Source organism: Kribbella deserti (genome assembly GCF_042434725.1).
Lineage (GTDB): Bacteria > Actinomycetota > Actinomycetes > Propionibacteriales > Kribbellaceae > Kribbella > Kribbella deserti.
The window spans coordinates 770060-789505 of the sequence record NZ_JBHLTC010000018.1 but is presented as its reverse complement, the minus strand read 5'-3'; the positions used below and the strand labels follow the sequence as shown (position 1 = coordinate 789505).

Sequence of the window (19446 nt, the reverse complement as noted above, 5' to 3'; positions counted from 1 at the left end):
GAGTCTAGATACGCCCGGGTTTGCGGGCGAGGTGGCGGGTCAGGCCACGAAGGGTCATGGCGGTGATTCGGCCGTTGGCCAGGCCCAGTTCCACCAAGTCGTCGAAGACGCGTTGATCGGCCGAGGCGGCTCGGATACCGGCGTCGAGGATCAGGCCGGAGTGGCTCAACCGCGCGCTCAACGCCGTATGGCGAAGGTGGGCCGACAACAGTCCGCGAGCCGCCTCCCGGTACCGACGACCGGCACCCGGCCCAGTTGTCTGCGCCGCGGTGCGTCCGGCGAGAAGGCCCGTTGCGATCGCGTAGTAGATCCCTTCCCCGGTCATCGGATTCACCAGGCCTGCTGCGTCGCCGACGAGCAGAACGCGTCCGCGGCCGGTCGGCCAGGACGGAACCGCCAGCGGAAGGTGATGCGCTCGCCAGGCGGTTGCGCCTTCGGCCGCGTTCGGTAGCAACTCGTCGAGCCGGCTGAGCAGTTCGCGTCGCGTCGGGTGGGACCGCCCCGCGGTCAGGCCTTCGCCGTAGCCGACGTTGGCCAGGCCGTCGCCGCGATCGAACGACCAGGCGTACGACGGTTGGTGGCTGGTGCCGAACACGATCACCTGCGCGCCCGTTCGGCCTGGCGGCGTGGGCGCATAGCCGCGAATCGCCAGGGCCATCGGCCCCGGACCGGTCCATCCTCGCAGCGCGGCACATTCAGCGCTGGACGTACGGCGCGGGAACGACCGTGCCGGGGGCGTGGGGGCGCCCCCGGCCGGGATATCAGCAGTCGGCGATGCGGGTGTAGTTGGCCGGGCCCGGGTAGGTGGCCCAGTTGCTCTGGCCGAACTTGGCCGCGACCACAACGCCGTCCTTGATCTGTTCGTAGTGCAGGTGCGGTCCGGACGAATTGCCGGTGCTGCCGACCCGGCCGATCTGCTGGTTGTCCGAGACGCGAGCACCGGCGGCGACACCACGGCTTTGCAGGTGCGCGTACAGCGTGTGCCAGCCGTCGCCGTGGGCGATCCGGATGTAGTTGCCGTAACCACCCGCGTCGTACGACGAGATGATCACCGTGCCGGCGGCGCTGGTCTTCACCGGTTTGCCGAGGTCGTCGCTACCGGAACCCCAGTTGAAGTCGAGCGAGTAGTACGACGGGCTGTGACCCGAGCGGCTCGCGCCGGACCAGGTCTCGTGGCAGCGGAACGGCACCCGCAGGATCGGGCGTTCCAGTAGCCGGGTGTCGCGATCGGCGGCGGCCCGCGCGGCCGCGACCTGGGCCGCGGGAATGGCGGCCCGCTGAGCCATGTAGCTGCCGGGCGCTGGTTCGCCGATCCGGCTTTCGGGGGTTGGAGCCGCGTGCGCGGTGAGGCCGACGGCGGCCAGCGCGGCAGTGGTCGAGGCGAGAGCGAACAGACGTTTCACGGTTTCCTCCATGGGGCGGTCGGAGAAACCCCGGGCCGGCGACCTCGTCGAGGTCCGCACCCGGCGGTCATCGCCAGCCTCCGCCCGCGATCGGCCCATGCCCACGAACCCGATCAAACTCGGTCAGCCGCCGGCCGCGCGGATAACGGCCGCGCGGATAAATGAGTTGAGCCGCGCGGTGACCGGCTGTTGTACTGCCAGAGAACTGTTCGTCTACCCAGGAGAAACCAATGCGCCGAGCGTCGATGTCCGCTGCGAAGGGGTACTCCACCTATTCAAGGGACATGACGTTCAGTGTTGAGTTTGAACTTGGGCATTCTGGCGCACATCGACGCCGGTAAAACCAGCCTGACCGAGCGGCTGCTGCACGCCGCCGGGGTCATCGACGAGATCGGCAGTGTCGATGACGGCAATACCCAGACCGATTCGCTGGCGCTCGAGCGCCAGCGCGGCATCACCATCAAGTCGGCCGTGGTGTCGTTCCGCCTGGGCGATCTCGCGGTCAACCTGATCGACACCCCCGGCCACCCCGACTTCATCGCGGAGGTGGACCGGGTACTCGGCGCGCTCGACGGCGCGGTCCTGGTCGTCTCGGCCGTCGAGGGCATTCAGGCGCAGACCCGGGTGCTGATGCGCGCGCTGCAGCGCCTGCGCATTCCGACGGTGATCTTCGTGAACAAGATCGACCGCTCCGGCGCCCGGTACGGCGAACTGCTCACGCGCCTCGCGGCCAAGCTCGCGCCGGAGATCGTCGCCATGGGCCGAACGGAAGCCCTCGGCACCCGAGGCGCCCGCTTCACGCCGTACGACGGAACCGAGCCGGGTTTCACCGCGAACCTGGTGGAGGTGCTCGCCGAACACGACGACGAGTTGCTCGCGGCGTACGTGCAGGACGAGTCGGCCATCTCCCACGAGGACCTGCGCAAGCGGCTGGCCCGCCGTACCGCCGAGGCGAAGGCCCATCCGGTGTACTTCGGCTCGGCCGTGACCGGTGCGGGTCTGGACGAGTTGATCGCCGGGATCAGGGAGTTCCTGCCCGCACGCACCGGCGATGCCGACGGTCCCGTCTCGGGCACGGTGTTCAAGGTCGACCGGGCGCCTTCGGGCGCGAAGGTGGCGTACGTGCGGCTGTTCTCGGGCACGATCAGAACCCGCGAACTGGTCCACCTAGGCAACCATGAACGTGCCTCAGGCAACCGTACTGATGCCCCGGGCAACGAGGCGAAGGTGACCGGGATCGACCGTTTCCAAGGCGGAACGCCGGTGCGCGCCAACACCTTGACGGCCGGCCAGATCGGCCGGTTGTGGGGCCTGAGCGAGATCCAGATCGGCGACACGCTCGGCCTCGCCGCGATCGATGCCGCAGGCAAGCACCACTTCGCACCGCCTTCGCTGGAGTCGGTGATCTACCCGGTCCGGCCGGCCGACAAGGCCCGGCTGCGGATGGCGTTGTCGCAACTGGCCGAACAGGACCCGTTGATCAACGTGCGCCAAGACGATCTGCGCCAGGAGGTGTCTGTCTGGCTCTACGGCGAAGTACAGAAGGAGGTCATCCAGGCCACCCTCGCCAACGATTACGGCGTCGAGGCCGGGTTCCGGGAGACCACCACGATCTGCGTCGAGCGACTGGCCGGCACCGGTTCGGCGTACGAGCTGATCGGCACCGACGAGAACCCGTTCCTGGCCACGGTCGGCCTGCGGGTGGAACCAGGCCCGGTGGCGAGCGGGGTCGAGTTCCGGCTGGAGGTGGAACTCGGCTCGATGCCGATCGCGTTCTTCCGTACGGTCGAGGAGACGGTGCGCGAGACCTTGCAGCAAGGCGTACACGGCTGGGAGGTGACCGACCTCGTCGTCACGATGACGCACTCCGGCTACTACGCCCGGCAGAGCCACTCGCACGGCGTGTTCGACAAGAGCATGTCGAGCACCGCTGGAGACTTCCGCAACCTGACGCCGCTGGTGTTGATGACCGCGATCCAGCAGGCCGGGACCGTCGTACACGAGCCGGTGCACCACTTCCGGATCGAGATGCCGGCCGACACCTACGGGCCGATCCTGCCGCTGATCACCCGGTTGCGCGGCGTGCCGCACTCCCCCGAGATCGACGGTGTCACCTGCGTACTCGAGGGCGATCTCCCGGCGGCCGGCGTGCACGAACTAGAGCTGCTGCTGCCGGGATTGACCTCCGGCGAAGGCGTTTTGGAGACGGCCTTCGAGCGGTACGACCCCGTCACCGGTCTGGTGCCGGAACGCCCCCGCACCGACCACAACCCCCTGAACCGAAAGGAGTACCTGCTCCACGTCGAACGCCGCGTCTGATTCAGTAGCGCACCGCCAGCCAGCGCCCGAGATTGCGGAGCTGGTCGTTCAGCGCGGCCGGTTCGATCACGTCGAGGTCGAGGTTGAGGTAGGTGAGCCACCGCGCGGCCCAGTCGAGATCGTCCGTGCCGAACCGCAGCTCGCACTCGTCGCCGTCCTCGACGACGGTCGCGACGGCCGGATCGACCAGTTCCCGAACCAGGTCCGCGGACGTGTGCACCCGCACGCGAACGCCGTACCGCCAGGGACCGTGCGCGAGCCGCTCGGCGACAAACACAGCAGCATCCGCGGGTTCTTGCGGTGCCGGGAAGCGAGTCCCGAGCGGCTGGACCTGCTCGACCCGGTCGAGCGCGTAGACCGCCCAGTCCTGCTCCTCGCGCGGGCAGGCGATCAGGTACCAGCGGCGACGTACGGCGACCAGGCGGTGCGGCTGTACGTCGACGGGCCGGGTGGTCCCACTGCCCTGGCGGCGGTGCCGGATCCGGAGGGCCTCCCCGGCCCGGCAGGCGAGTGCGACGGCTACGAGTACCTCGCGGCCGGGCCGTCGCGTCGGTCTGCCGGACACCGTTTCCACCTCGGCCAGCGCGGACAGCCGCGTGCGCCAGCGCGATGGAACCACCTGGGTGAGTTTGGCCAGGGCCGTGACCGCGGGTGCCTCCAGACCTTCGACCGACACCGCCGTACGCAATCCGACCGCGACAGCGGCAACTTCGTCCGCGTCGAGCAGCAGCGGCGGCATCGAGCGGCCCGCGGACAGCCGATAGCCACCTTCGCGCCCGGCTTCGGCGTCGATGCGGTAGCCGGCCTCCCGCAAGTGGGCCACGTCCCGGCGGGCGGTTCGCTCGGTGACACCCAGCCGGGACGCGAGCTGCGTCGCCGAGATGCCGGGATGTGCCTGCAGCAGGGCGAGCGTCTCGAGGCGGCGGCTGGTTGTGCTCATGTCGCCATTCTGGCGGGTCAACCCGGACAGGATCTGTCCTAGTGGTGCGCCATGCTGGATTCATGACTCAGAACGAACTGCTTCGACCCGCTGGGCTGGTCCAGTCGCCCGCCTTCACCCACGTCGCGATCGTGCCGCCGGGCGCCACGACCATCTACATCGGTGGCCAGAACTCGGTCACCAGCGACGGCACGCTCATCGGTGCGGGCGACGCCGCCGCGCAGACCGAACAGGTGATGAAGAACCTGCACCTCGCGCTGGCCGCCGCGGGCGCCACCGTGCAGGATCTGGTGATGATGACGGTGATCTTCGTTGACGGTGTCGATCTGGCCGAGGCCTATCCGGTCGCCGCGGCCGGACTCGCGGGCGCGGCTCCGCCCGTCGTGGGTGTGCAGGTGGCGGGGCTGGCCGTGCCCGGCGCGCTGATCGAGGTCAGTGCCGTGGCGGCGGTGACGCGATGAGCCCGGTGGGACGTACGCGCGACGCGGGCTGGCAGATCGGCGTGTCCAAAACGATCAACCGGCCGGTCGATGAGGTGTGGGTGTTCATCACGTCACCGGCCGGGGTCGCGATCTGGCTCGGCGACGACGTCACCGTGATCCCGGAACGCGGCGCAGGGTACGAGACCAGCGCCGGGGTCCGGGGTGAAACGCGTGGCTTCCGCGAGCGCGACCGGATCCGGCTGACCTGGCAACCGCCCGGCTGGACGCACGACACGACCCTGCAGCTCACCGTTTCGCCCGCAGGTCAGGGCAAGACGAGACTGGTGATCCACCAGGAGCGGCTGGCCGACGCGGACGAACGCGAGCAGCAACGCAACCACTGGCAAGGCGTCATGACCGCACTCGCGGCGGGACTCGGCTAGTCGCGCGGTACGGACGGCGGGGCTTCGCAGCTGTGGTCGGTGGTGCCGGTTTCGACGATGTCCTCGTACACCCCGACCTTGAACGTGATCAGGTCCAGGCATTCGGTCAGCCGGGCGATCTGGGCGCGCACGTCGTCTTGATGCTGCCGCAACAGGTCGAGCCGGTCCTTCTCGTTGCCGCCGCCGTCGCGCACCAGCTCGGTGTAGCGGCGGACGGCCGGCAGCGGCATGCCCGAGGCCCTGAGAATGATGCAGAGGTTGAGCCACTCGACGTCGTCCAGGCCGTACACCCGGCGACCACCGGAGTTGCGCCGGACCGGAGCGGCGAGAATGCCTTCGCGTTCGTAGAAACGCAGCGCGTGCACGCTCAGGCCGGTTCGTGCGGCCACCTCACCGATGCTCAACTCCACCGCGGTATCAGTCACCGGACCAGCATATGACTTGACCTAGAGTCGCCTCTAACTCCTAGTCTTCCCACGTTCCTTCGCTGAATAGGAGTTCCCATGCGTTACCGCACTCTTGGCGGCACTGGTATCGAGGTCAGTGTGCACTGCCTCGGCACGATGATGTTCGGCGCTGTCGGCAATGCCGACCACGACGACAGCGTGCGCATCATTCACGCCGCCCTCGACCAGGGCATCAACTTCGTCGACACCGCCGACATGTACTCCACCGGCGAGTCCGAGCAGATCGTCGGCAAGGCACTGGCCGGCCGCCGCGACGACGTCGTACTGGCCACCAAGTTCCACTTCGCGCTGAGCGAAGGCCCCAACCGTGGCGGCAACTCCCGCCGGTACATCGTCAAGGCGGTCGAGGACAGCCTGCGCCGCCTGCAGACCGACTGGATCGATCTGTACCAGGTGCACCGCCCGGACCACACCACCGATATCGAGGAGACCCTGTCGGCGCTGACCGACCTGGTCCAGCAGGGCAAGATCCGCGCGTTCGGCTGCTCGGCGTTCCCGGCCGAGCAGATCGTCGAGGCGCACGTCGTATCGGAACGGCGCGGTCTGCACCGGTTCCGGACCGAGCAGCCGCCGTACTCGTTGCTTGCCCGCGGCATCGAAACCTCGCTGCTGCCGACGGCTCGCCGCTACAACATGGGCGTGCTGACCTGGAGCCCGCTGGCCTCCGGTTTCCTGTCGGGCAAGATCCGCAAGGGCCAGGCGATCGACCTGACCAAGGGCCGCGCGGCGATCACGCCGTTCCGGTTCGACCCGTCGATTCCGTCGAACGAGGTCAAGTTCGACGTACTCGAGCAGCTGATCGAGGTTGCCGAGGGCATCGGTTGCACGCTGCCGGAGCTGGCGCTGGCCTTCGCGGTCGCGCATCCCGCGGTCACGTCGGTGATCATCGGGCCGCGCACGATGGAACACCTGGACAGCGCACTGAAGGGCGCCGAGCTGGTGCTGGACGACGCGACGCTGGACCGCATCGACGAGATCGTGCCGCCAGGAACGAACGTCTATCCCCCGGACGGCGTATGGCGGCCGCAGTCCCTGGTTGACGTCAGCCAGCGCCGGCGTCCGCTCGACGACCGCTCGGCGGCCTGATTCGTCAGATCGTGCCGGTGATGCGTTCGTCCATGACATCTGCTTCACGCCGAGCAGGCCGGTTCGATGCCACGAAGTGGAAATGCCCGGAAGCTGAGATCGAGATACCGCGAATCGTCGTCCGTATACTCGGGGTGACGGCTTATGACGACTCCGACGAAACCCGCGCTCGACGCCTCTGAACTGGTTGAAGTGTTCAAGGCGCTGGCCAACCCTGTGCGGCTCCAGGTACTGCACTGGTTGCGGGACCCCGATCTCAACTTTCCGGTCGAGCACGCCGAGGTGGATCGCCAAGTCGTCGGCGTATGCGTGAGCCACATTCAGGCCAAAACCGGGCTCGCCCAGTCGACGGTTTCCGCCTACATGGCGTCACTTCAGCGCGCGGGCCTCGTGCGGTCCACCCGAGTCGGTAAGTGGACCCATTACCGCCGCGACGAGCAGCGCATCGCCGATCTCGTCGACGTACTCGGCCACTCCCTCTGACACCGCCGTACTCCCGCTTGGCGAAATCGCGTGAAGTCACATCGAAAATCTGCGATACTTCGATTCGACAGGCGCCAGGGCGGTGCCGGCACAGGAGAGAGACATGGGTGCGATCGAAGGTATGGAGCTGGGGCGGTTCGGGGTCTGGACGTTCGACTTCGAGCAGCTTCCGGCCAGCGCGATCCGGGATTCCATCCAAGAGCTGGAAGGTCTCGGCTGGCCGGCGTTCTGGTTCCCGGAGTTGACCGGGCGGGAGGCGATGTCGCACGCGGGGTTCCTGCTGTCGAGCACCGAGCGCATCGTCATCGTGAACGGCATCGCGCGGATCCGCTCCCGCGGGCCACGATGGACCCAGGGCGCGGCGGTGTTGCTCGCGGACGCCTACCCGAACCGGCACCTGCTCGGCCTCGGTTTCGGCGACGCCAAGCCTGGGGTGAGGCCCCTGCAGGCGATGGGTGAGTACCTGGACGCGATGGACGCGACCACCGCCGCCAACCCGTTGCCCGAGGCGCCGATCCGGCGGCTGCTGGCGGCGTACGGGCCGAAGATGCTCAAACTGGCTCGCGACCGGTCGGCAGGGGCGCATACCTATCACGTGACCACCCGGCATACCGCTCAGGCGCGGGAGCTGCTCGGAGCCGGGCCGTTCCTCGGTGTCGAACAGGCGGTGCTTTTCGAGGCCGATCCGGTCCGGGCGCGGGCGATCGCCCGTGAGCACCTGCACGTGTACTTCACCCAGAAGTACAACGTCGCCAAGTTCCTCCGCCTCGGCTACAGCGACGCGGACATCGACAACGGCCGCGGCAGCGATCGACTGGTGGACGACCTTGTGGTCTGGGGTGATCCCGAGACCGTGGTCAGGAAGCTGCAGGACCACGTCGATGCCGGGGCGGATCACGTCGGAATTCAGGTCATCGGGCTCCAGCCCGGCCAGTCCGCCATGCCGCACTGGCGGTTCCTGGCCGAGGCCCTACTCCCCCAGGCAGCTGTGGCGGCTTAGTTAGAGCACTTCGCCCTGGGTGTGGTCGAGGGGCGTCAGCTGGAACCACCGTTGGCTGGCCGGAACGAACTGCAGCGCGATGGCCGCGATCGCGAAAAGCGCGGGAAGCAGGACCAGGCAGCTCATCCCGCCCATGATCAACAAAACCAGTCGTACGTCGCGACCGGCCGCCAGCAGCGTCGCGAACCACCAGACACCGAACCCGAGCAGTACGAGCATCACGCGCACGGTCAGGTTGGCCGCGTCAACGAACGACAGCCAGCCGGTGACGAGCAGGAAGCCACCGAAGAGGATCAAGGTGGCCGCGACCAGCAACCACAAGACGTACGCGGCCGTGATCGTCCGCGGTCGCGGCACGACTTCTGGCCCGTTCATCACGCCATCCCTTCGTCGCCCCAGACAGTAATTCATGCCTGGGGCGACGAAGGAACAAGCCTCAGACCAGCTCGGAGACCAGGACAGCCGTCGTGTTGGGTTCGAGGGCCTCGAAGATGTGGGGGGCGTCGCCGGGGTAGCTGACGTAGTCGCCTGGGTTGAGCTCGACCGGCTCGTCGCTCGGGCCGACCAGTGCGCGGCCGCGGCTCAGTACGACGTGCTCGACCGTGCCGGGGTTGTGCGGTGCCGAGGTTCGCGGTTGGCCAGGGCTGACCTGGATCAGGTAGATGTCACGACGGGCGTTCGGCGGGCACGACGCGAGCAAGGTTGCGGCGTAGTCGGCCTGCTCGGAGTACATCACCGGACCTTCGCCGGCCCGAACCACCCGCACCACCGCGCGCGGCGGATCCACCAGGCGGCTGAACGGCACATCCAGCGCGACGCTGAGCGCCCAGAGTGTTTCCACACTTGGATTGCCCACGCCGGATTCGAGCTGCGACAAGGTCGACTTGGCCAGGCCGGCCTGCTTCGCCAGCTCAGTAAGGGTGAGCCCGGCATGGTCGCGCTCGCGCCGGATCGCGGCCGCGATCAACGCAACCGGCGACCGGCCGGCCGCCGTGGACCCGTCAACCTTTTCCGACATCGTTCGCTCCAGACTCCGCTTTGTTCGACTTGACGAACACCACCAGCACTGTTCACTGTAGTGGACATGAATTCGTTATGGCGAACACTTGATCGCGCCACGCTGCGCGATATCGGCCTGGTCTGTGTCGCCGACGCCATCGTGGGCGCGTCATTCGGCGCGATCGCGGTCTCGGGCGGTCTCGACGCCTGGGTGCCGGTGGTGATGTCGCTGCTCGTTTTCGCCGGCGGCGCCCAGTTCGCCGCGATCGGCATCGTGCTCGCGGGCGGCAGCGCCATCGCCGCGGTGGCGACCGGCCTGCTGCTCAACGCCCGCCTGCTGCCGTACAGCGTCGCGGTCGTCGACGCACTCGGCTCGCGCTGGCGGACCCGGCTGGTCGGTGCCCAGCTGCTGACGGACGAGTCGGCCGCCTTCGCGTTGCAGCACACCGACCCGGCCCGCCGCCGCGCCGCCTTCTGGGCCTGCGGCTTAGCCCTGTACGTCGTCTGGAACATCTCCGTACTGCTCGGCGCCCTCGCGGGCAGCGCCGTCGGTGATACCGAGGCGCTCGGCTTGGATACGGCCTTCCCGGTAGTCCTGCTCGCACTGGTTCTGCCTTCGCTGCGCGAACGCCGTACTCGTAACGCGGCCTTGGTCGGTGCAGCGGTCGCAGTCGCTAGTACGCCGTTCCTGCCCGCAGGCCTTCCCGTACTCGTGGGACTCGTCGGCCTGCTCCTGGCCCGCTGGCCATCTCTGAACAACCAGGACAAGCCGCAAGGCAACCAGGCCGAAGAAGACTGTGAGGCGCAAGCATGATGCCGCTGGTGGCAATTCTGATTCTCGCGGCCGGGACCTACGTGTACCGCCTAGCCGGTCCGGTGTTCCAGGAGAGAGTGCAGATCCCCGAGCGCTGGCAAGACCTGCTGTCGGTCGCAGCCGTTGTACTGCTTCTCTCCCTCGTAGCGACCGGAGCGGTCATGGAGGGCCAGTCGTTCGCCGGCTGGTCTCGGGTGGCCGGAGTGCTCGTGGGCGCTGTACTCGCGCTGCGCCGCGCACCGTTCCCCCTGGTCGTCATCGCCGCCGTAGCCACTACTGCGCTCCTACGCCTCGCCGGTGTGGAGTAGCCCGCATAAGTACTGGCAGATCCAGTGGGGGCTGGACCTGCCAGTACGTTCTTATGGGGTTGGGTTCACCTCCCGGGAGTTGTTACGGGCAGGTGCCGTTCACAGGGCCGGACAGGCCGGTCCACATGAACGCGTCACTGACCCAGGTGCCATCGCTGAGTCGATTCCACAGACTGCTGGCTCCCCAGCGGCCCGTGTGGCTCGTACCGGTCTTGGAACACGAGATGTTCACCGTGGTGCCGTCCGCGACGCTTCCGGCCAAGGCGTATCCCGTGCCGGGTCCGGTCCGCTTGTTCACGGTGCCGCCGCCGAAGGCGTCGATCACGCCCTGGGTGAAGCCGAGCGCGCCGTAGTTGTAGAGGCTGCCGCCCGGGTTGCGCTGCGTGCTGCCGTGCAAGGCCCATCCGTTGTACGCGGTGCTCGCGTTCTGGAAGACCCAGCCGCCGAGGTTGTGCCCGGCGATGCCGACGTACGCGCTGTTCTGCCGCAGCGCGAAGTGCACGTGTGCACCACCGGCCGCGCCGCCGCAGGAGATGTCCGTACCGATGTTGCCGAGGAAGGTGCCCTCGCTCACCGCCAGGCCATTAGCCGCGATGTTGTTGTGCAAGTGGTAGTAGTCGGTGGCGTAACCCCGGTCGTGGATGACCCGGATCCAGCCCTTGCCATTGCCGCACATCGTGTACGCCGTACCGCCGCGCGCCGCGAGTACCTGACCGTTGCCGCCGGCGAGATCGATCGCGCTGTACGGCGTCTCCGAACCACCCCAGCCGTGCGAACCACCCGGCATGGTCCACGAGTGGCCTACGGCGAACGGGAGGCGCATACCGGTTCGGTAGTCGCCGCCAGCCGCTTGCGGGGCGAAGGCCGTCTGGTTGAACAGCGGCTTCTCCTTGGCCGTCACGACCGGTGAGGCCGCCGACAGCTCGGCGAAGGCCTGCTCGCCCTCGAACCCGACCTGCCACCCCGTGGCGTCCTTGCGAGCTACGAACAGCCAGCCCTCCGGGTGGTTGTCCTCCCCCCTCGGCGTGACCGCGACCGCCGTACCGAACACCCAGTCTCCACTGCGGCGAGAAACGTTCACCTGGGTTCCGGCACGCTTGGCCGACTTCTTGGCGGCAGCGTTCACCTTGCCGGTGACAACTTGCTCAAGTGACGGTGGTGCTGCCGACTCCGTAGTGGGCGCCGATTGGGCTACAGCGGTTGTAGCCGTGGCACTTACCAAGACACCCGCACTGAGTACGGCGATCCAGCGAATACGCATCTTTTCAGCCTCCTGATGGGCGGAACAGGACTGGTGGCTGGAAGCTATCGATCAACTACGCCGTGTCGGCTATCTTTTCGGCTGTGAGGCGTCCAGAGAGTGTCCATTGAGCCCGCTTGACACATCACCGGGGAGTTCGCCTGCTGTAGCCGCACTGGGGGCGGCGATGTTGCGGTACCGCCTTGCCCACGGCCTTTCGCTGCGGCAGCTCGCGGGCCGCCTCGGCATGCAAGGACACGGTGGGCTGTCCGATTACGAGAAGGGCCGGCGCCTCGCACCCGAAGACCTGATCGCGCGCTACGAGAGCCAGCTGCGCATCACCGATGGCGAACTGCGCTCGCTGCATTCCGCGGCCCTCGCCGAACGCGCCGGCCGTACGGCGGAGGGGGCCGCCGCGCCCGAAACCCTGGTCATTGCCGAACTGCCCTCCGCCCCGGCCGATTTCCGCGGGCGCGACGCCGAACTCGCCACGATCGCGGCCGCCGCCGGTGAGTGCCTGGCCGGCCGTGGACCCGTGACGGTAGTGATCGCGGGCCAGCCCGGCGCGGGCAAAACCACCTTCGCGGTCCAGGCGGCCTCCCGGGCGATCGCCCTCGGCCTTCGCGATGCCCAGTTCTACGTCGAGCTGGGTGAGACCTCGCCGGAGACCGTGTTGCACCGCCTGCTGCGCGCACTCGGCGTACCGGATTCCCAACTGCCGGCCGATGCCGCGGGCGGCGCGGCGATGTTCCGATCACGGTTGGCGGGGCGTCGTTGCGTGATGGTGCTCGACAACGCGCGCGACGAGCCGCAGGTACGAGCGCTCCTGCCGGGGCCGGGTCCCACCCTCGTGCTCGTGACCAGCCGCCATCGTCTGACCGGCCTGTCCGGAGCGCGCCGGGTGGATCTCGGCGAACTGCCCGAGCGCGACGCGACCGACCTGCTCGCGGACATCGTCGGCGCCGAACGGGCCCAGGCCGAACCAGAGGCCCTGGCCGAGGTGGTCACGGCCTGCGCGCGGCTACCTCTCGCCGTACGGATCGCGGGGAACCGGCTCGCCTCCTGGCCGAACTGGTCCATCGCGCATCTGGCCGACCTGCTGCGCGACGAGCAACGCCGCCTCGGCTGGCTGACCGCGGGCGACCTCGCCGTGCGCGGCGCCTTCGCCTTGTCCTACCGGCGCGTGCCCGCGACCACCCGCCGGCTGTTCCGACGACTGGCCCTCGCGCCTGGACCGGACTTCGGACCCGAAGCGGCCGCCGTACTGCTGGGTGAACCGGCCGAGGAACACCTCGACGCCCTGGCCGGAGCCAGCCTGCTCGGCCTGGCCGCGACGCCCGGGCGATACCGCCTGCACGACCTACTCAGGTTGTACGCCGCGGAGTTGCTCGACGAAGAGGAACACCGCCACGATCGGGAGAATGCCGAGCGCGCGCTGTTCGACTGGTTGTTCCGCAACGCCCGGTCCAACGCCGAGGCGATCGCGCCGATGGCCGACCCGAACCCGGAGGCGCGGGCGACGGCACTGGCGTGGCTCGATACGGAGGCCGCCGGGGTGCTCGAGGCGTGCCGTCGTACGGCGGTACGCACCGACGGCGCATTCGACTCGTTGTTCCGCGGTCTCACCCAGGGCATTCCCTGGTACTACGACCTGCGGTGCCGCTGGCCCGAGATGGTCGAGGTGGCCGAACTCGCCATGGCCGTCGCCGAACGCGCGGGCGATCTGAGCGAACGCGCCTACGCGCACAGCATGCTCGGCCTCGGCCGGATCGGGCAGCACCGCTACCGGGCGGCCGTCGAGTCGTTCGAGGCGGGTCTCGCGGACGCGCACGCGACCGGCCTGGCCGCGGAAGAGGCCGAGCTGTACGGACGCCTCGGCCTGGCCTACGAAGGACTCGGGCGGTACGGCGAGGCGGAGGCCAGCCACGCCGATCACGTGCACCGCTGCCAGGCCCTGGGCGATCGGTGGGGCGAGGCGGCAGCCGTCGGACGGCGTTCGCACGCGCTGCGCATGCTCGGCCAGCACAGCGAGGCGGCGATCTGCCTGCGCCGGGCCCTATCGATGCGAGCCCAACTCGGCGACGAGCGAGGTGTCGCGATGGCGGAGTACCGGTTCAGCGCCCTGCGCAACGACCAGGGCCGGTACGACGAGGCGTTGCGGCGAGCCGATCGGGCCCTGGCGGTGTTCGAGGCGCACGACGATCGCTGGGGTTCGGCCGTGGTGCGGTTCGAGCTTGGCCGCGCATTGGCCGGGCTCGGGCGATTCGCCGAGGCGGCGGCGTCGTACCGAACGGCGGTCAAGGGCCTGGACCAGGTCGGCGAGTGGCAGCGCCGCGCCGAGGCGGCCTCGGCACTCGCGCAAGCGCAAGCACACGCATTGGGCCGGCGCTGATCCATGGCGGGTGGACCATCGACTGGCTAGGGTCGGGCGATGAAGTACATGCTGCTCATCTACGGCAACGAACAGACCTGGCAAGCGCTGAGCGAGATCGGCCAGGACGAGGTCATGGACGTGCATCAGAGTCTGTTCGACGAGCTCAGCAAGACCGGCGAGTATCTCGGCTCAGCCGGCCTGACCACCGTCGACGCGAAAGTCGTCCGGGTTCAGAACGACGTACCCGCGGTGACCGACGGGCCGTTCAGCGAGGCGAAGGAAGTGCTCGCCGGGTACTACCTGGTCGAGTGCGACTCGGTCGAGCGCGCCACCGAACTGGCCGGCCGCCTGGTCGAGGCCCAGTACTCCCCGATCGAGGTCCGCGCCGTCATCAACCCGCACGAGTAGAACCCGGACATGGTCGCGCCCCCGGGTCCAGCCTCACACTGGACACGGGGGCGCATGACCCACGTTGATCAGGTCGTCGTGAGCACCAGTGACGCACGGCAGATGCCGTGATCACCGGCCCCACTCGCTCCTCGGACTGCCAGGGTGGAGCCAATCGCCGGCACCGGTTCGCCGGCCGGCAGCCGGACCCCTACCGACATCCGATTGGTCAGCCGGACCCGGAGCAGCGGGCTGGCGCCACCTGTCGCCTCCACGCTGATCACCCGCCCCTGCTGCACCATCGCTCGCCCCAACCCCTTGGCCGCACCAGCCATCTCGCGCCGGCTGCTGTCGACCAGTACCTCAAGTTTTGACACTACCCCTCCTCGCCTTGACCCCATTCGAAGGCTGAAGCGTGACGTAGGAGGACAGGCGCTTCAAGGCAATACCGGGAGTTTGCAGGCTCCTGCCAATTTGGGCGCAGAGGTTTAGAACGACCAGGTCCGGACCACTTGAGCCAGTGGTCGCCCGTTCCCCGCGTGATCCGCCGCCCGGACAACCTCACAAGCGCCGGAACCACCGGGTCCGTACCACTTTTAACGACCCGTCCCGGCACAAGTTATCCCCGACTTACCTCAGCGCGTCGGCCAAGCCCCGCCGTTCACGTTCAGCACCTGGCCGGTGATGTGGCGAGCGCCTTCGGAGGCGAGGAAATGCACCGCGGCCGCGACGTCGGCGGGCTGTCCGGCCCGCCCGTTGCGGGTCTGCCCGACCAGGTTCGCGCGGCGCTCGTCGTCCATGCGCCCCCGGAAGAACTCGGTGTCGTCGACGAAGCCGGGCGACACCACGTTCGAGGTGATACCGCGCTTGCCGAGTTCCGCCGCCAGGTCGAGGTTCCAGGTGGACAAGGCCGCCTTCGCCGCGCCGTACGAGCCACCGCCGGAACCACGATCGGCCGCGATCGAACCGAGCAGTACGACGCTACCGCCGGCGCCCATCCGCCCGGACAAGGCCGAGGTGGTGAGCACGGCGCTGAGCACATTCGCCGCGAGGTTGTCCCGCCAGGCCGCGGCGAGGCTCGCCAGGTCGTCGTACTCGCGGCCGATGTCGGTGTTGCCGCCCGCGTTGTTCACCAGTACGTCGATGTGCTCGGGCAGTTGCGCGGCCAGGGCCTCGACCTGCGCCGGATCGGTGGCGTCGCAGACGACGGGACGGGCGCCGAGCTCGGTCGCCACCCGGTTCAGCGGTTCGGCGCGGCGGCCGGTGATCACCACGTCGTCGCCGTCGACGCGGAACCGCTTCGCGATGGCCTTGCCGATACCGGCCGATCCCCCGGTCACCACGATGTTGCGCATGACTTCTTGCCTCCATGATCGCGTTTAGCCCTAAACGTTCAGACCTAAACGTTAGCATGGGCGCATGAGCGCTGCGCAGCCTGGCGACGGCTACCCCCTGGACGATCCGGGCGACTACCCGGTGGCCGAGATCGCGGCGGCCTGGTTGCGCGAGCGGCCCGGCACGCCGGTCGACTCGATCGGCATCGTCACTCCCCTCTGGCGCCTGGCCAAGCTCTTCGCCGACGACCGGCGCCGGTTGCTCGCGGAGCTCGGCGTGGACCCGGCGACGCTGGATCTGCTCAGCGTGCTGCGGCGCAGCGGTGCGCCGTACGAGTTGAGTACGCGCGAGCTGAGCCGGCGTTCGCTCGTCACCGCCGGGGCGATCTCGCAGCGCGTGGCCCGGGCCGAGCGGTCGGGACTGGTCGAGCGGCGCACCGAGACCGACGGCAGCCGAGCCGTGGTCGTCACGCTGACGCCGACCGGCCATGACCTGATCGAGCGGACCGTCGACCAGGTCCTCACCCGCGAGTCGTCGCTCCTGGTCGGCCTGGACGACGAACAGCGCGGCGCCCTGGCCGAGGAGTTGCAGACCCTGCTGGCCTCAGTGCGACGCACCCTGGCCGAGGAGCGTGATTGAGACTCAGGCCTGGTCCGCGATGGCCTCGAGCAGGTCATGCCAGGCGTCGTACGGCTCGGCCGGGTCCTCGGCGAGCGGGCCGGTGTGGGTGAGGATCACCCGGGCGCCGCCGTTGCCGTCGCGGAGCTTCCACGTGATCGGGCCGCACACCAGGGAGGTGGGCTCGGACACCTCGGCGACCGGGCCCGGCTCGATGCCCTTGGCAACGAATCCCTGCGGGGCGGGTTGGCCTGGTGCTGGCGTTCGACCGCCGCTGAGGTGCGCCCAGATGCGTTCCTTCGGCTTGGCGAACTGGCGCTCGAACCGGATGGTCCACTCTTCCGCCGTGCGGGTGATCGTGCCCGCGTCGAGGCCGAACTTGGCTACGTAGTGCTCGTGCCGAGGCGCGTAGTCGACCGGCTCTTCGCCCGAACCACCGAGCATGAGGTCCAGCGCCGAGAAGCAGCCCAGCCAGCCCGCGGTGTAACTCGCGGCGGCCGGACGGTCGTCGAACGTGGCCGTCAACGTCATCACACAGCCGTCGCCGTCCGGTTCGAGTTCCCAGCGCAGCACCTCAACGCCCCAGTTGTATTCGAGCAGCCGAGGCGGATCGTAGGCCCGGATCACGCCGGCGTTGTCCGGATCCTCGACGAAGCCGTCCTCCCCCTGCTCGAAACTGAAGGCGATCCGCCCGTCGAGCCGCAGGTCCAGCTCAACCACCGCGGGGAACCAGGCGGCCAATTCCGACGGCTCGGTCAGCGCGCGCCACACTTTCGCGGGCGCATGCCCCAATCGCCGCTCGATCCGCAACTCGGTCCGGCCATCAACACTGCGCAAAGTCTCGTTCATGACCTCGAATATACCGAGTCGGTTATATACACGCAAGGCCATACACCTACGGCCCGGCGAACCGCGCTTGATCGGCGACTTCCGTGGTCAGGTCCGCCGACTCCCCGGGCCAAAGGTCCAACGCCGTCGCCGCGGTAGGCCCGTGGTGTTTCCACGAACCGATCACCCGGCCGCCTTGCACGATGGCGGGCTTGAGCATGCCGCCGCCCGGGTGGATCTGCTTCGCGAAGGCCTCGGGCACCATCGACCGCCGATCGCGATACCCGAGCAGATACGCGTCGAACTCCCCCAGCAGCCGCACGTCGGCGCATTGCCCGGGTTCGCCGTACATGGCGTAGGCCTCGCCATCCACGGTCACCGTCGTGGCTGCCACAGCCTCGATCGCCAAGCGGCAGGCCGGCACCGGGAGCCCCGCCCAGGTGGCGAAGTCCGCCGCCGTCGCCGGGCCGTACGCCGCGAGGTAGCGCCGCGCCAGAGTCTCCACGGATGGTTCGGCAGTCGCGACGAAGGGCTTGCCGAGCCAGGTCGCGACGTCCACCCAGGTCTCCGTCGCGTCATACCCGGGCCCGTAGCAAACCCGCCCGAGCAATCCCGCGTGGCGGATCAACGCGTACACCGCCTGGCCTCGCGGCTCGGGGATCAACCCGGCGTCGACGAACAACGCGCCGATTTCGGCCCGGCCAGCCGGTCCGTGCTCCGCGAGATGCCCCTCGAGTACGTCGACCGCGCGGGCCCGGATCGATTCGGAAAGCCCGAGTTCGCCGTACCTGCGCTCGGTGGCCCGGATCAGCCCGGGCGCGAGGAGTTCGAGCAGCCAGCCGGCGTCTTCGGTGGTGACCAGCTGCAGGGTGCCGCGCTGGAACCAGCCGCGTACGACGCTGCGATCGGCCTCGCGGGCCTGGTCCACGTCCGCCCGGGTGGTCGCCGTACTGCGCGCGCGAACCGCATGAGCGGCGCCGCGCCAGGTCTGGGCCTGAACCCCACCCGTCCGGCGTACGACGTCGGCTACCCCTCCGGAGCCGGCCTCGTCCGCCGGACGATCCAGACCGTTCGCGGAAGCACGGGCCTGAAGCAACCAGCGGACCGTCCCGTGCGACACACTCGCATCACATCATCAATCGAGCGTGCCGCACAGGGCTCATGGCCGTTCCGTTATGTCAGGTGATCGTCGACCAGGTTCGCGTAGGCGGTCTGGCCGGTGGTGTTCGGGTGGTACGACTCGCTGATCGGATTCGACAGGCCATTGATCCATTCGGGGCTGCCGCAGACGGCGTGACCGACAAACGCCGAGGTCGGATTCACGAAGGTGAAACCCGCCGCGGTGGCCCGGGCGCTGATCTTGGCGTTGAGCAGATCGGCGGTCTGGTTCAGCTTCGTCATCTCGCTCGCGCTGAACCAGGTACCGGCGTTGCAGTCGGTACCGTTGAACAGGCGCGGATAGCCGACGATGACCACCTTCGCGGCGCTCGCGCGGCTGCGCACCGTCGCGTAGAGGCCGTCGAGGCGGGCCGGCAACGTGTTGTTGATGACGTTCTGCGCGTTGCTGATCGCCGAATCGCAGTTGCCGAGCCAGGACGGCTTGGCGCACTCGGTGATCACCGACGAGAAGCCCGCGTCGTTGCCGCCGACCTGCAACGTGACGAACTCGATGCCGCTGTTCAGCGCACCGAGCTGATTGTTCGTCACGTCGGAGACCCGTGCGCCGGAGCAGGCGACAAAGCTGAGGGTGGCGGCGATCCGGGTCTTGATCAGCGCGGGATACGCCTTGAGCGAGCGCTGGCAGCTGCCGCTCTCGGTGGTGTAGGTGCGCGTGCCGACGCCGGAGGCGTACGAGTCACCGAGCGCGACGTAGTCGGGGGCCGCCGCGTGGGCGGTGGACGGGGTGAGGAAGGCCGTGGTGATGACCGCGGCACTCAGGAGAAGGGCGGCTCGTGGCCGGCCGTGGAGGAGTCTCATGCT

Annotated in this window: 23 protein-coding genes; 11 read left to right on the top strand and 12 right to left on the bottom strand. The window is 68.7% G+C overall.

Translation table 11 applies throughout. The features are described 5' to 3' along the window. Positions 1–4 precede the first annotated feature (4 nt). Entirely contained in the window at positions 5–658 is a 654-nt protein-coding gene (locus tag ACFFGN_RS16985; protein ID WP_380048528.1) for a hypothetical protein, read from the bottom strand. 103 nt (positions 659–761) lie between these two features. Beyond that, the gene (locus tag ACFFGN_RS16980) at positions 762–1403 is read right to left on the bottom strand and encodes a M23 family metallopeptidase (protein ID WP_380048526.1); all 642 of its coding nucleotides are present in this window, start codon (positions 1401–1403) and stop codon (positions 762–764) included. A gap of 294 nt (positions 1404–1697) precedes the next feature. Here ACFFGN_RS16980 and ACFFGN_RS16975 point away from each other — a divergent pair, with 294 nt between their 5' ends. Then, positions 1698–3722, top strand: a complete 2025-nt coding sequence (locus tag ACFFGN_RS16975) for a GTP-binding protein (protein ID WP_380048524.1) — start codon at positions 1698–1700, stop codon at positions 3720–3722. A 1-nt stretch (position 3723) separates the two neighbouring features. On the opposite strand, the gene ACFFGN_RS16970 is transcribed toward ACFFGN_RS16975, so the two are convergent. Then, the gene (locus ACFFGN_RS16970) at positions 3724–4662 is read right to left on the bottom strand and encodes a helix-turn-helix transcriptional regulator (protein WP_380048522.1); all 939 of its coding nucleotides are present in this window, start codon (positions 4660–4662) and stop codon (positions 3724–3726) included. A 62-nt stretch (positions 4663–4724) separates the two neighbouring features. Between ACFFGN_RS16970 and ACFFGN_RS16965 the strand changes: the two genes are divergently transcribed. Together ACFFGN_RS16965 and ACFFGN_RS16960 are read left to right on the top strand one after the other, a co-directional pair. After that, a complete protein-coding gene (locus ACFFGN_RS16965; protein ID WP_380048520.1) occupies positions 4725–5123 on the top strand; it encodes a RidA family protein in 399 nt (132 codons plus the stop codon). After that, positions 5120–5527 carry an SRPBCC family protein gene (locus ACFFGN_RS16960; RefSeq protein WP_380048518.1) on the top strand — a complete coding sequence of 136 codons (408 nt, stop codon included), beginning with the start codon at positions 5120–5122 and terminating at the stop codon, positions 5525–5527. Before ACFFGN_RS16965 ends, ACFFGN_RS16960 begins: the two co-directional genes overlap by 4 nt. Here the strand turns inward: ACFFGN_RS16960 and ACFFGN_RS16955 are convergent. Then, entirely contained in the window at positions 5524–5952 is a 429-nt protein-coding gene (locus ACFFGN_RS16955; RefSeq protein WP_380048516.1) for a MerR family transcriptional regulator, read from the bottom strand. The genes ACFFGN_RS16960 and ACFFGN_RS16955 overlap by 4 nt on opposite strands. A gap of 78 nt (positions 5953–6030) precedes the next feature. On the opposite strand from ACFFGN_RS16955, the gene ACFFGN_RS16950 reads away from it, so the two are divergent. From ACFFGN_RS16950 to ACFFGN_RS16940, 3 genes are all read left to right on the top strand, one after another. Further along, positions 6031–7080, top strand: a complete 1050-nt coding sequence (locus ACFFGN_RS16950) for an aldo/keto reductase (protein WP_380048514.1) — start codon at positions 6031–6033, stop codon at positions 7078–7080. A gap of 144 nt (positions 7081–7224) precedes the next feature. Continuing rightward, complete coding sequence (locus ACFFGN_RS16945) at positions 7225–7563, top strand: ArsR/SmtB family transcription factor (RefSeq protein ID WP_380048512.1); 339 nt, start codon at positions 7225–7227, stop codon at positions 7561–7563. A gap of 103 nt (positions 7564–7666) precedes the next feature. Next, positions 7667–8563 carry a TIGR03620 family F420-dependent LLM class oxidoreductase gene (locus ACFFGN_RS16940; protein ID WP_380048510.1) on the top strand — a complete coding sequence of 299 codons (897 nt, stop codon included), beginning with the start codon at positions 7667–7669 and terminating at the stop codon, positions 8561–8563. Here ACFFGN_RS16940 and ACFFGN_RS16935 read toward each other — a convergent pair whose 3' ends face one another. Further along, positions 8564–8938 carry a hypothetical protein gene (locus ACFFGN_RS16935; RefSeq protein WP_380048508.1) on the bottom strand — a complete coding sequence of 125 codons (375 nt, stop codon included), beginning with the start codon at positions 8936–8938 and terminating at the stop codon, positions 8564–8566. Between the two features lie 61 nt (positions 8939–8999). Next, on the bottom strand, positions 9000–9581 hold the full coding sequence (locus ACFFGN_RS16930) for a helix-turn-helix domain-containing protein (protein WP_380048506.1): 582 nt from the start codon (positions 9579–9581) through the stop codon (positions 9000–9002). Positions 9582–9647: 66 nt separating this feature from the next. Here ACFFGN_RS16930 and ACFFGN_RS16925 point away from each other — a divergent pair, with 66 nt between their 5' ends. Together ACFFGN_RS16925 and ACFFGN_RS16920 are read left to right on the top strand one after the other, a co-directional pair. Continuing rightward, positions 9648–10376: an AzlC family ABC transporter permease gene (locus tag ACFFGN_RS16925; RefSeq protein WP_380048504.1), complete on the top strand. Its 729-nt coding sequence runs from the start codon at positions 9648–9650 to the stop codon at positions 10374–10376. After that, positions 10376–10684, top strand: a complete 309-nt coding sequence (locus ACFFGN_RS16920) for a branched-chain amino acid transport AzlD family protein (RefSeq protein ID WP_380048752.1) — start codon at positions 10376–10378, stop codon at positions 10682–10684. Before ACFFGN_RS16925 ends, ACFFGN_RS16920 begins: the two co-directional genes overlap by 1 nt. 82 nt (positions 10685–10766) lie before the next feature. Here ACFFGN_RS16920 and ACFFGN_RS16915 read toward each other — a convergent pair whose 3' ends face one another. Then, positions 10767–11945, bottom strand: coding sequence for a peptidoglycan DD-metalloendopeptidase family protein (locus ACFFGN_RS16915; protein ID WP_380048502.1), 1179 nt, complete (start codon positions 11943–11945; stop codon positions 10767–10769). Positions 11946–12111: 166 nt separating this feature from the next. Here ACFFGN_RS16915 and ACFFGN_RS16910 point away from each other — a divergent pair, with 166 nt between their 5' ends. Both ACFFGN_RS16910 and ACFFGN_RS16905 read left to right on the top strand, forming a co-directional pair. Next, on the top strand, positions 12112–14316 hold the full coding sequence (locus tag ACFFGN_RS16910) for an ATP-binding protein (RefSeq protein WP_380048500.1): 2205 nt from the start codon (positions 12112–12114) through the stop codon (positions 14314–14316). Positions 14317–14355: 39 nt separating this feature from the next. Continuing rightward, entirely contained in the window at positions 14356–14706 is a 351-nt protein-coding gene (locus ACFFGN_RS16905) for a YciI family protein (protein WP_380048498.1), read from the top strand. 68 nt (positions 14707–14774) lie between these two features. Here ACFFGN_RS16905 and ACFFGN_RS16900 read toward each other — a convergent pair whose 3' ends face one another. Both ACFFGN_RS16900 and ACFFGN_RS16895 read right to left on the bottom strand, forming a co-directional pair. Beyond that, complete coding sequence (locus ACFFGN_RS16900) at positions 14775–15062, bottom strand: hypothetical protein (protein ID WP_380048496.1); 288 nt, start codon at positions 15060–15062, stop codon at positions 14775–14777. Positions 15063–15320: 258 nt separating this feature from the next. Continuing rightward, complete coding sequence (locus tag ACFFGN_RS16895; protein ID WP_380048494.1) at positions 15321–16040, bottom strand: SDR family NAD(P)-dependent oxidoreductase; 720 nt, start codon at positions 16038–16040, stop codon at positions 15321–15323. Between the two features lie 64 nt (positions 16041–16104). On the opposite strand from ACFFGN_RS16895, the gene ACFFGN_RS16890 reads away from it, so the two are divergent. After that, a complete protein-coding gene (locus ACFFGN_RS16890; protein ID WP_380048492.1) occupies positions 16105–16659 on the top strand; it encodes a MarR family winged helix-turn-helix transcriptional regulator in 555 nt (184 codons plus the stop codon). A 3-nt stretch (positions 16660–16662) separates the two neighbouring features. Here ACFFGN_RS16890 and ACFFGN_RS16885 read toward each other — a convergent pair whose 3' ends face one another. The 3 genes from ACFFGN_RS16885 to ACFFGN_RS16875 form a co-directional block, all read right to left on the bottom strand. After that, positions 16663–17487, bottom strand: a complete 825-nt coding sequence (locus tag ACFFGN_RS16885) for an SRPBCC family protein (protein ID WP_380048490.1) — start codon at positions 17485–17487, stop codon at positions 16663–16665. A 46-nt stretch (positions 17488–17533) separates the two neighbouring features. After that, the gene (locus ACFFGN_RS16880; protein ID WP_380048488.1) at positions 17534–18562 is read right to left on the bottom strand and encodes a winged helix DNA-binding domain-containing protein; all 1029 of its coding nucleotides are present in this window, start codon (positions 18560–18562) and stop codon (positions 17534–17536) included. A gap of 77 nt (positions 18563–18639) precedes the next feature. Continuing rightward, entirely contained in the window at positions 18640–19443 is an 804-nt protein-coding gene (locus tag ACFFGN_RS16875; RefSeq protein ID WP_380048486.1) for an SGNH/GDSL hydrolase family protein, read from the bottom strand. Between the last annotated feature and the right edge of the window lie 3 nt (positions 19444–19446).

Excerpts from the sequence above, each read along its gene's own strand:
- ACFFGN_RS16985 (WP_380048528.1), bottom strand. The coding sequence starts at position 658 with ATGGCCCTGGCGATTCGCGGCTATGCGCCCACGCCGCCAGGCCGAACG.
- ACFFGN_RS16875 (WP_380048486.1), bottom strand. The coding sequence starts at position 19,443 with ATGAGACTCCTCCACGGCCGGCCACGAGCCGCCCTTCTCCTGAGTGCC.
- ACFFGN_RS16910 (WP_380048500.1), top strand. The coding sequence starts at position 12,112 with ATGTTGCGGTACCGCCTTGCCCACGGCCTTTCGCTGCGGCAGCTCGCG.
- ACFFGN_RS16930 (WP_380048506.1), bottom strand. The coding sequence starts at position 9,581 with ATGTCGGAAAAGGTTGACGGGTCCACGGCGGCCGGCCGGTCGCCGGTT.
- ACFFGN_RS16945 (WP_380048512.1), top strand. The coding sequence starts at position 7,225 with ATGACGACTCCGACGAAACCCGCGCTCGACGCCTCTGAACTGGTTGAA.
- ACFFGN_RS16895 (WP_380048494.1), bottom strand. The coding sequence starts at position 16,040 with ATGCGCAACATCGTGGTGACCGGGGGATCGGCCGGTATCGGCAAGGCC.
- ACFFGN_RS16965 (WP_380048520.1), top strand. The coding sequence starts at position 4,725 with ATGACTCAGAACGAACTGCTTCGACCCGCTGGGCTGGTCCAGTCGCCC.
- ACFFGN_RS16960 (WP_380048518.1), top strand. The coding sequence starts at position 5,120 with ATGAGCCCGGTGGGACGTACGCGCGACGCGGGCTGGCAGATCGGCGTG.
- ACFFGN_RS16925 (WP_380048504.1), top strand. The coding sequence starts at position 9,648 with ATGAATTCGTTATGGCGAACACTTGATCGCGCCACGCTGCGCGATATC.
- ACFFGN_RS16920 (WP_380048752.1), top strand. The coding sequence starts at position 10,376 with ATGCCGCTGGTGGCAATTCTGATTCTCGCGGCCGGGACCTACGTGTAC.
- ACFFGN_RS16950 (WP_380048514.1), top strand. The coding sequence starts at position 6,031 with ATGCGTTACCGCACTCTTGGCGGCACTGGTATCGAGGTCAGTGTGCAC.
- ACFFGN_RS16915 (WP_380048502.1), bottom strand. The coding sequence starts at position 11,945 with ATGCGTATTCGCTGGATCGCCGTACTCAGTGCGGGTGTCTTGGTAAGT.
- ACFFGN_RS16885 (WP_380048490.1), bottom strand. The coding sequence starts at position 17,487 with ATGAACGAGACTTTGCGCAGTGTTGATGGCCGGACCGAGTTGCGGATC.
- ACFFGN_RS16890 (WP_380048492.1), top strand. The coding sequence starts at position 16,105 with ATGAGCGCTGCGCAGCCTGGCGACGGCTACCCCCTGGACGATCCGGGC.
- ACFFGN_RS16970 (WP_380048522.1), bottom strand. The coding sequence starts at position 4,662 with ATGAGCACAACCAGCCGCCGCCTCGAGACGCTCGCCCTGCTGCAGGCA.
- ACFFGN_RS16935 (WP_380048508.1), bottom strand. The coding sequence starts at position 8,938 with ATGAACGGGCCAGAAGTCGTGCCGCGACCGCGGACGATCACGGCCGCG.
- ACFFGN_RS16905 (WP_380048498.1), top strand. The coding sequence starts at position 14,356 with ATGAAGTACATGCTGCTCATCTACGGCAACGAACAGACCTGGCAAGCG.
- ACFFGN_RS16940 (WP_380048510.1), top strand. The coding sequence starts at position 7,667 with ATGGGTGCGATCGAAGGTATGGAGCTGGGGCGGTTCGGGGTCTGGACG.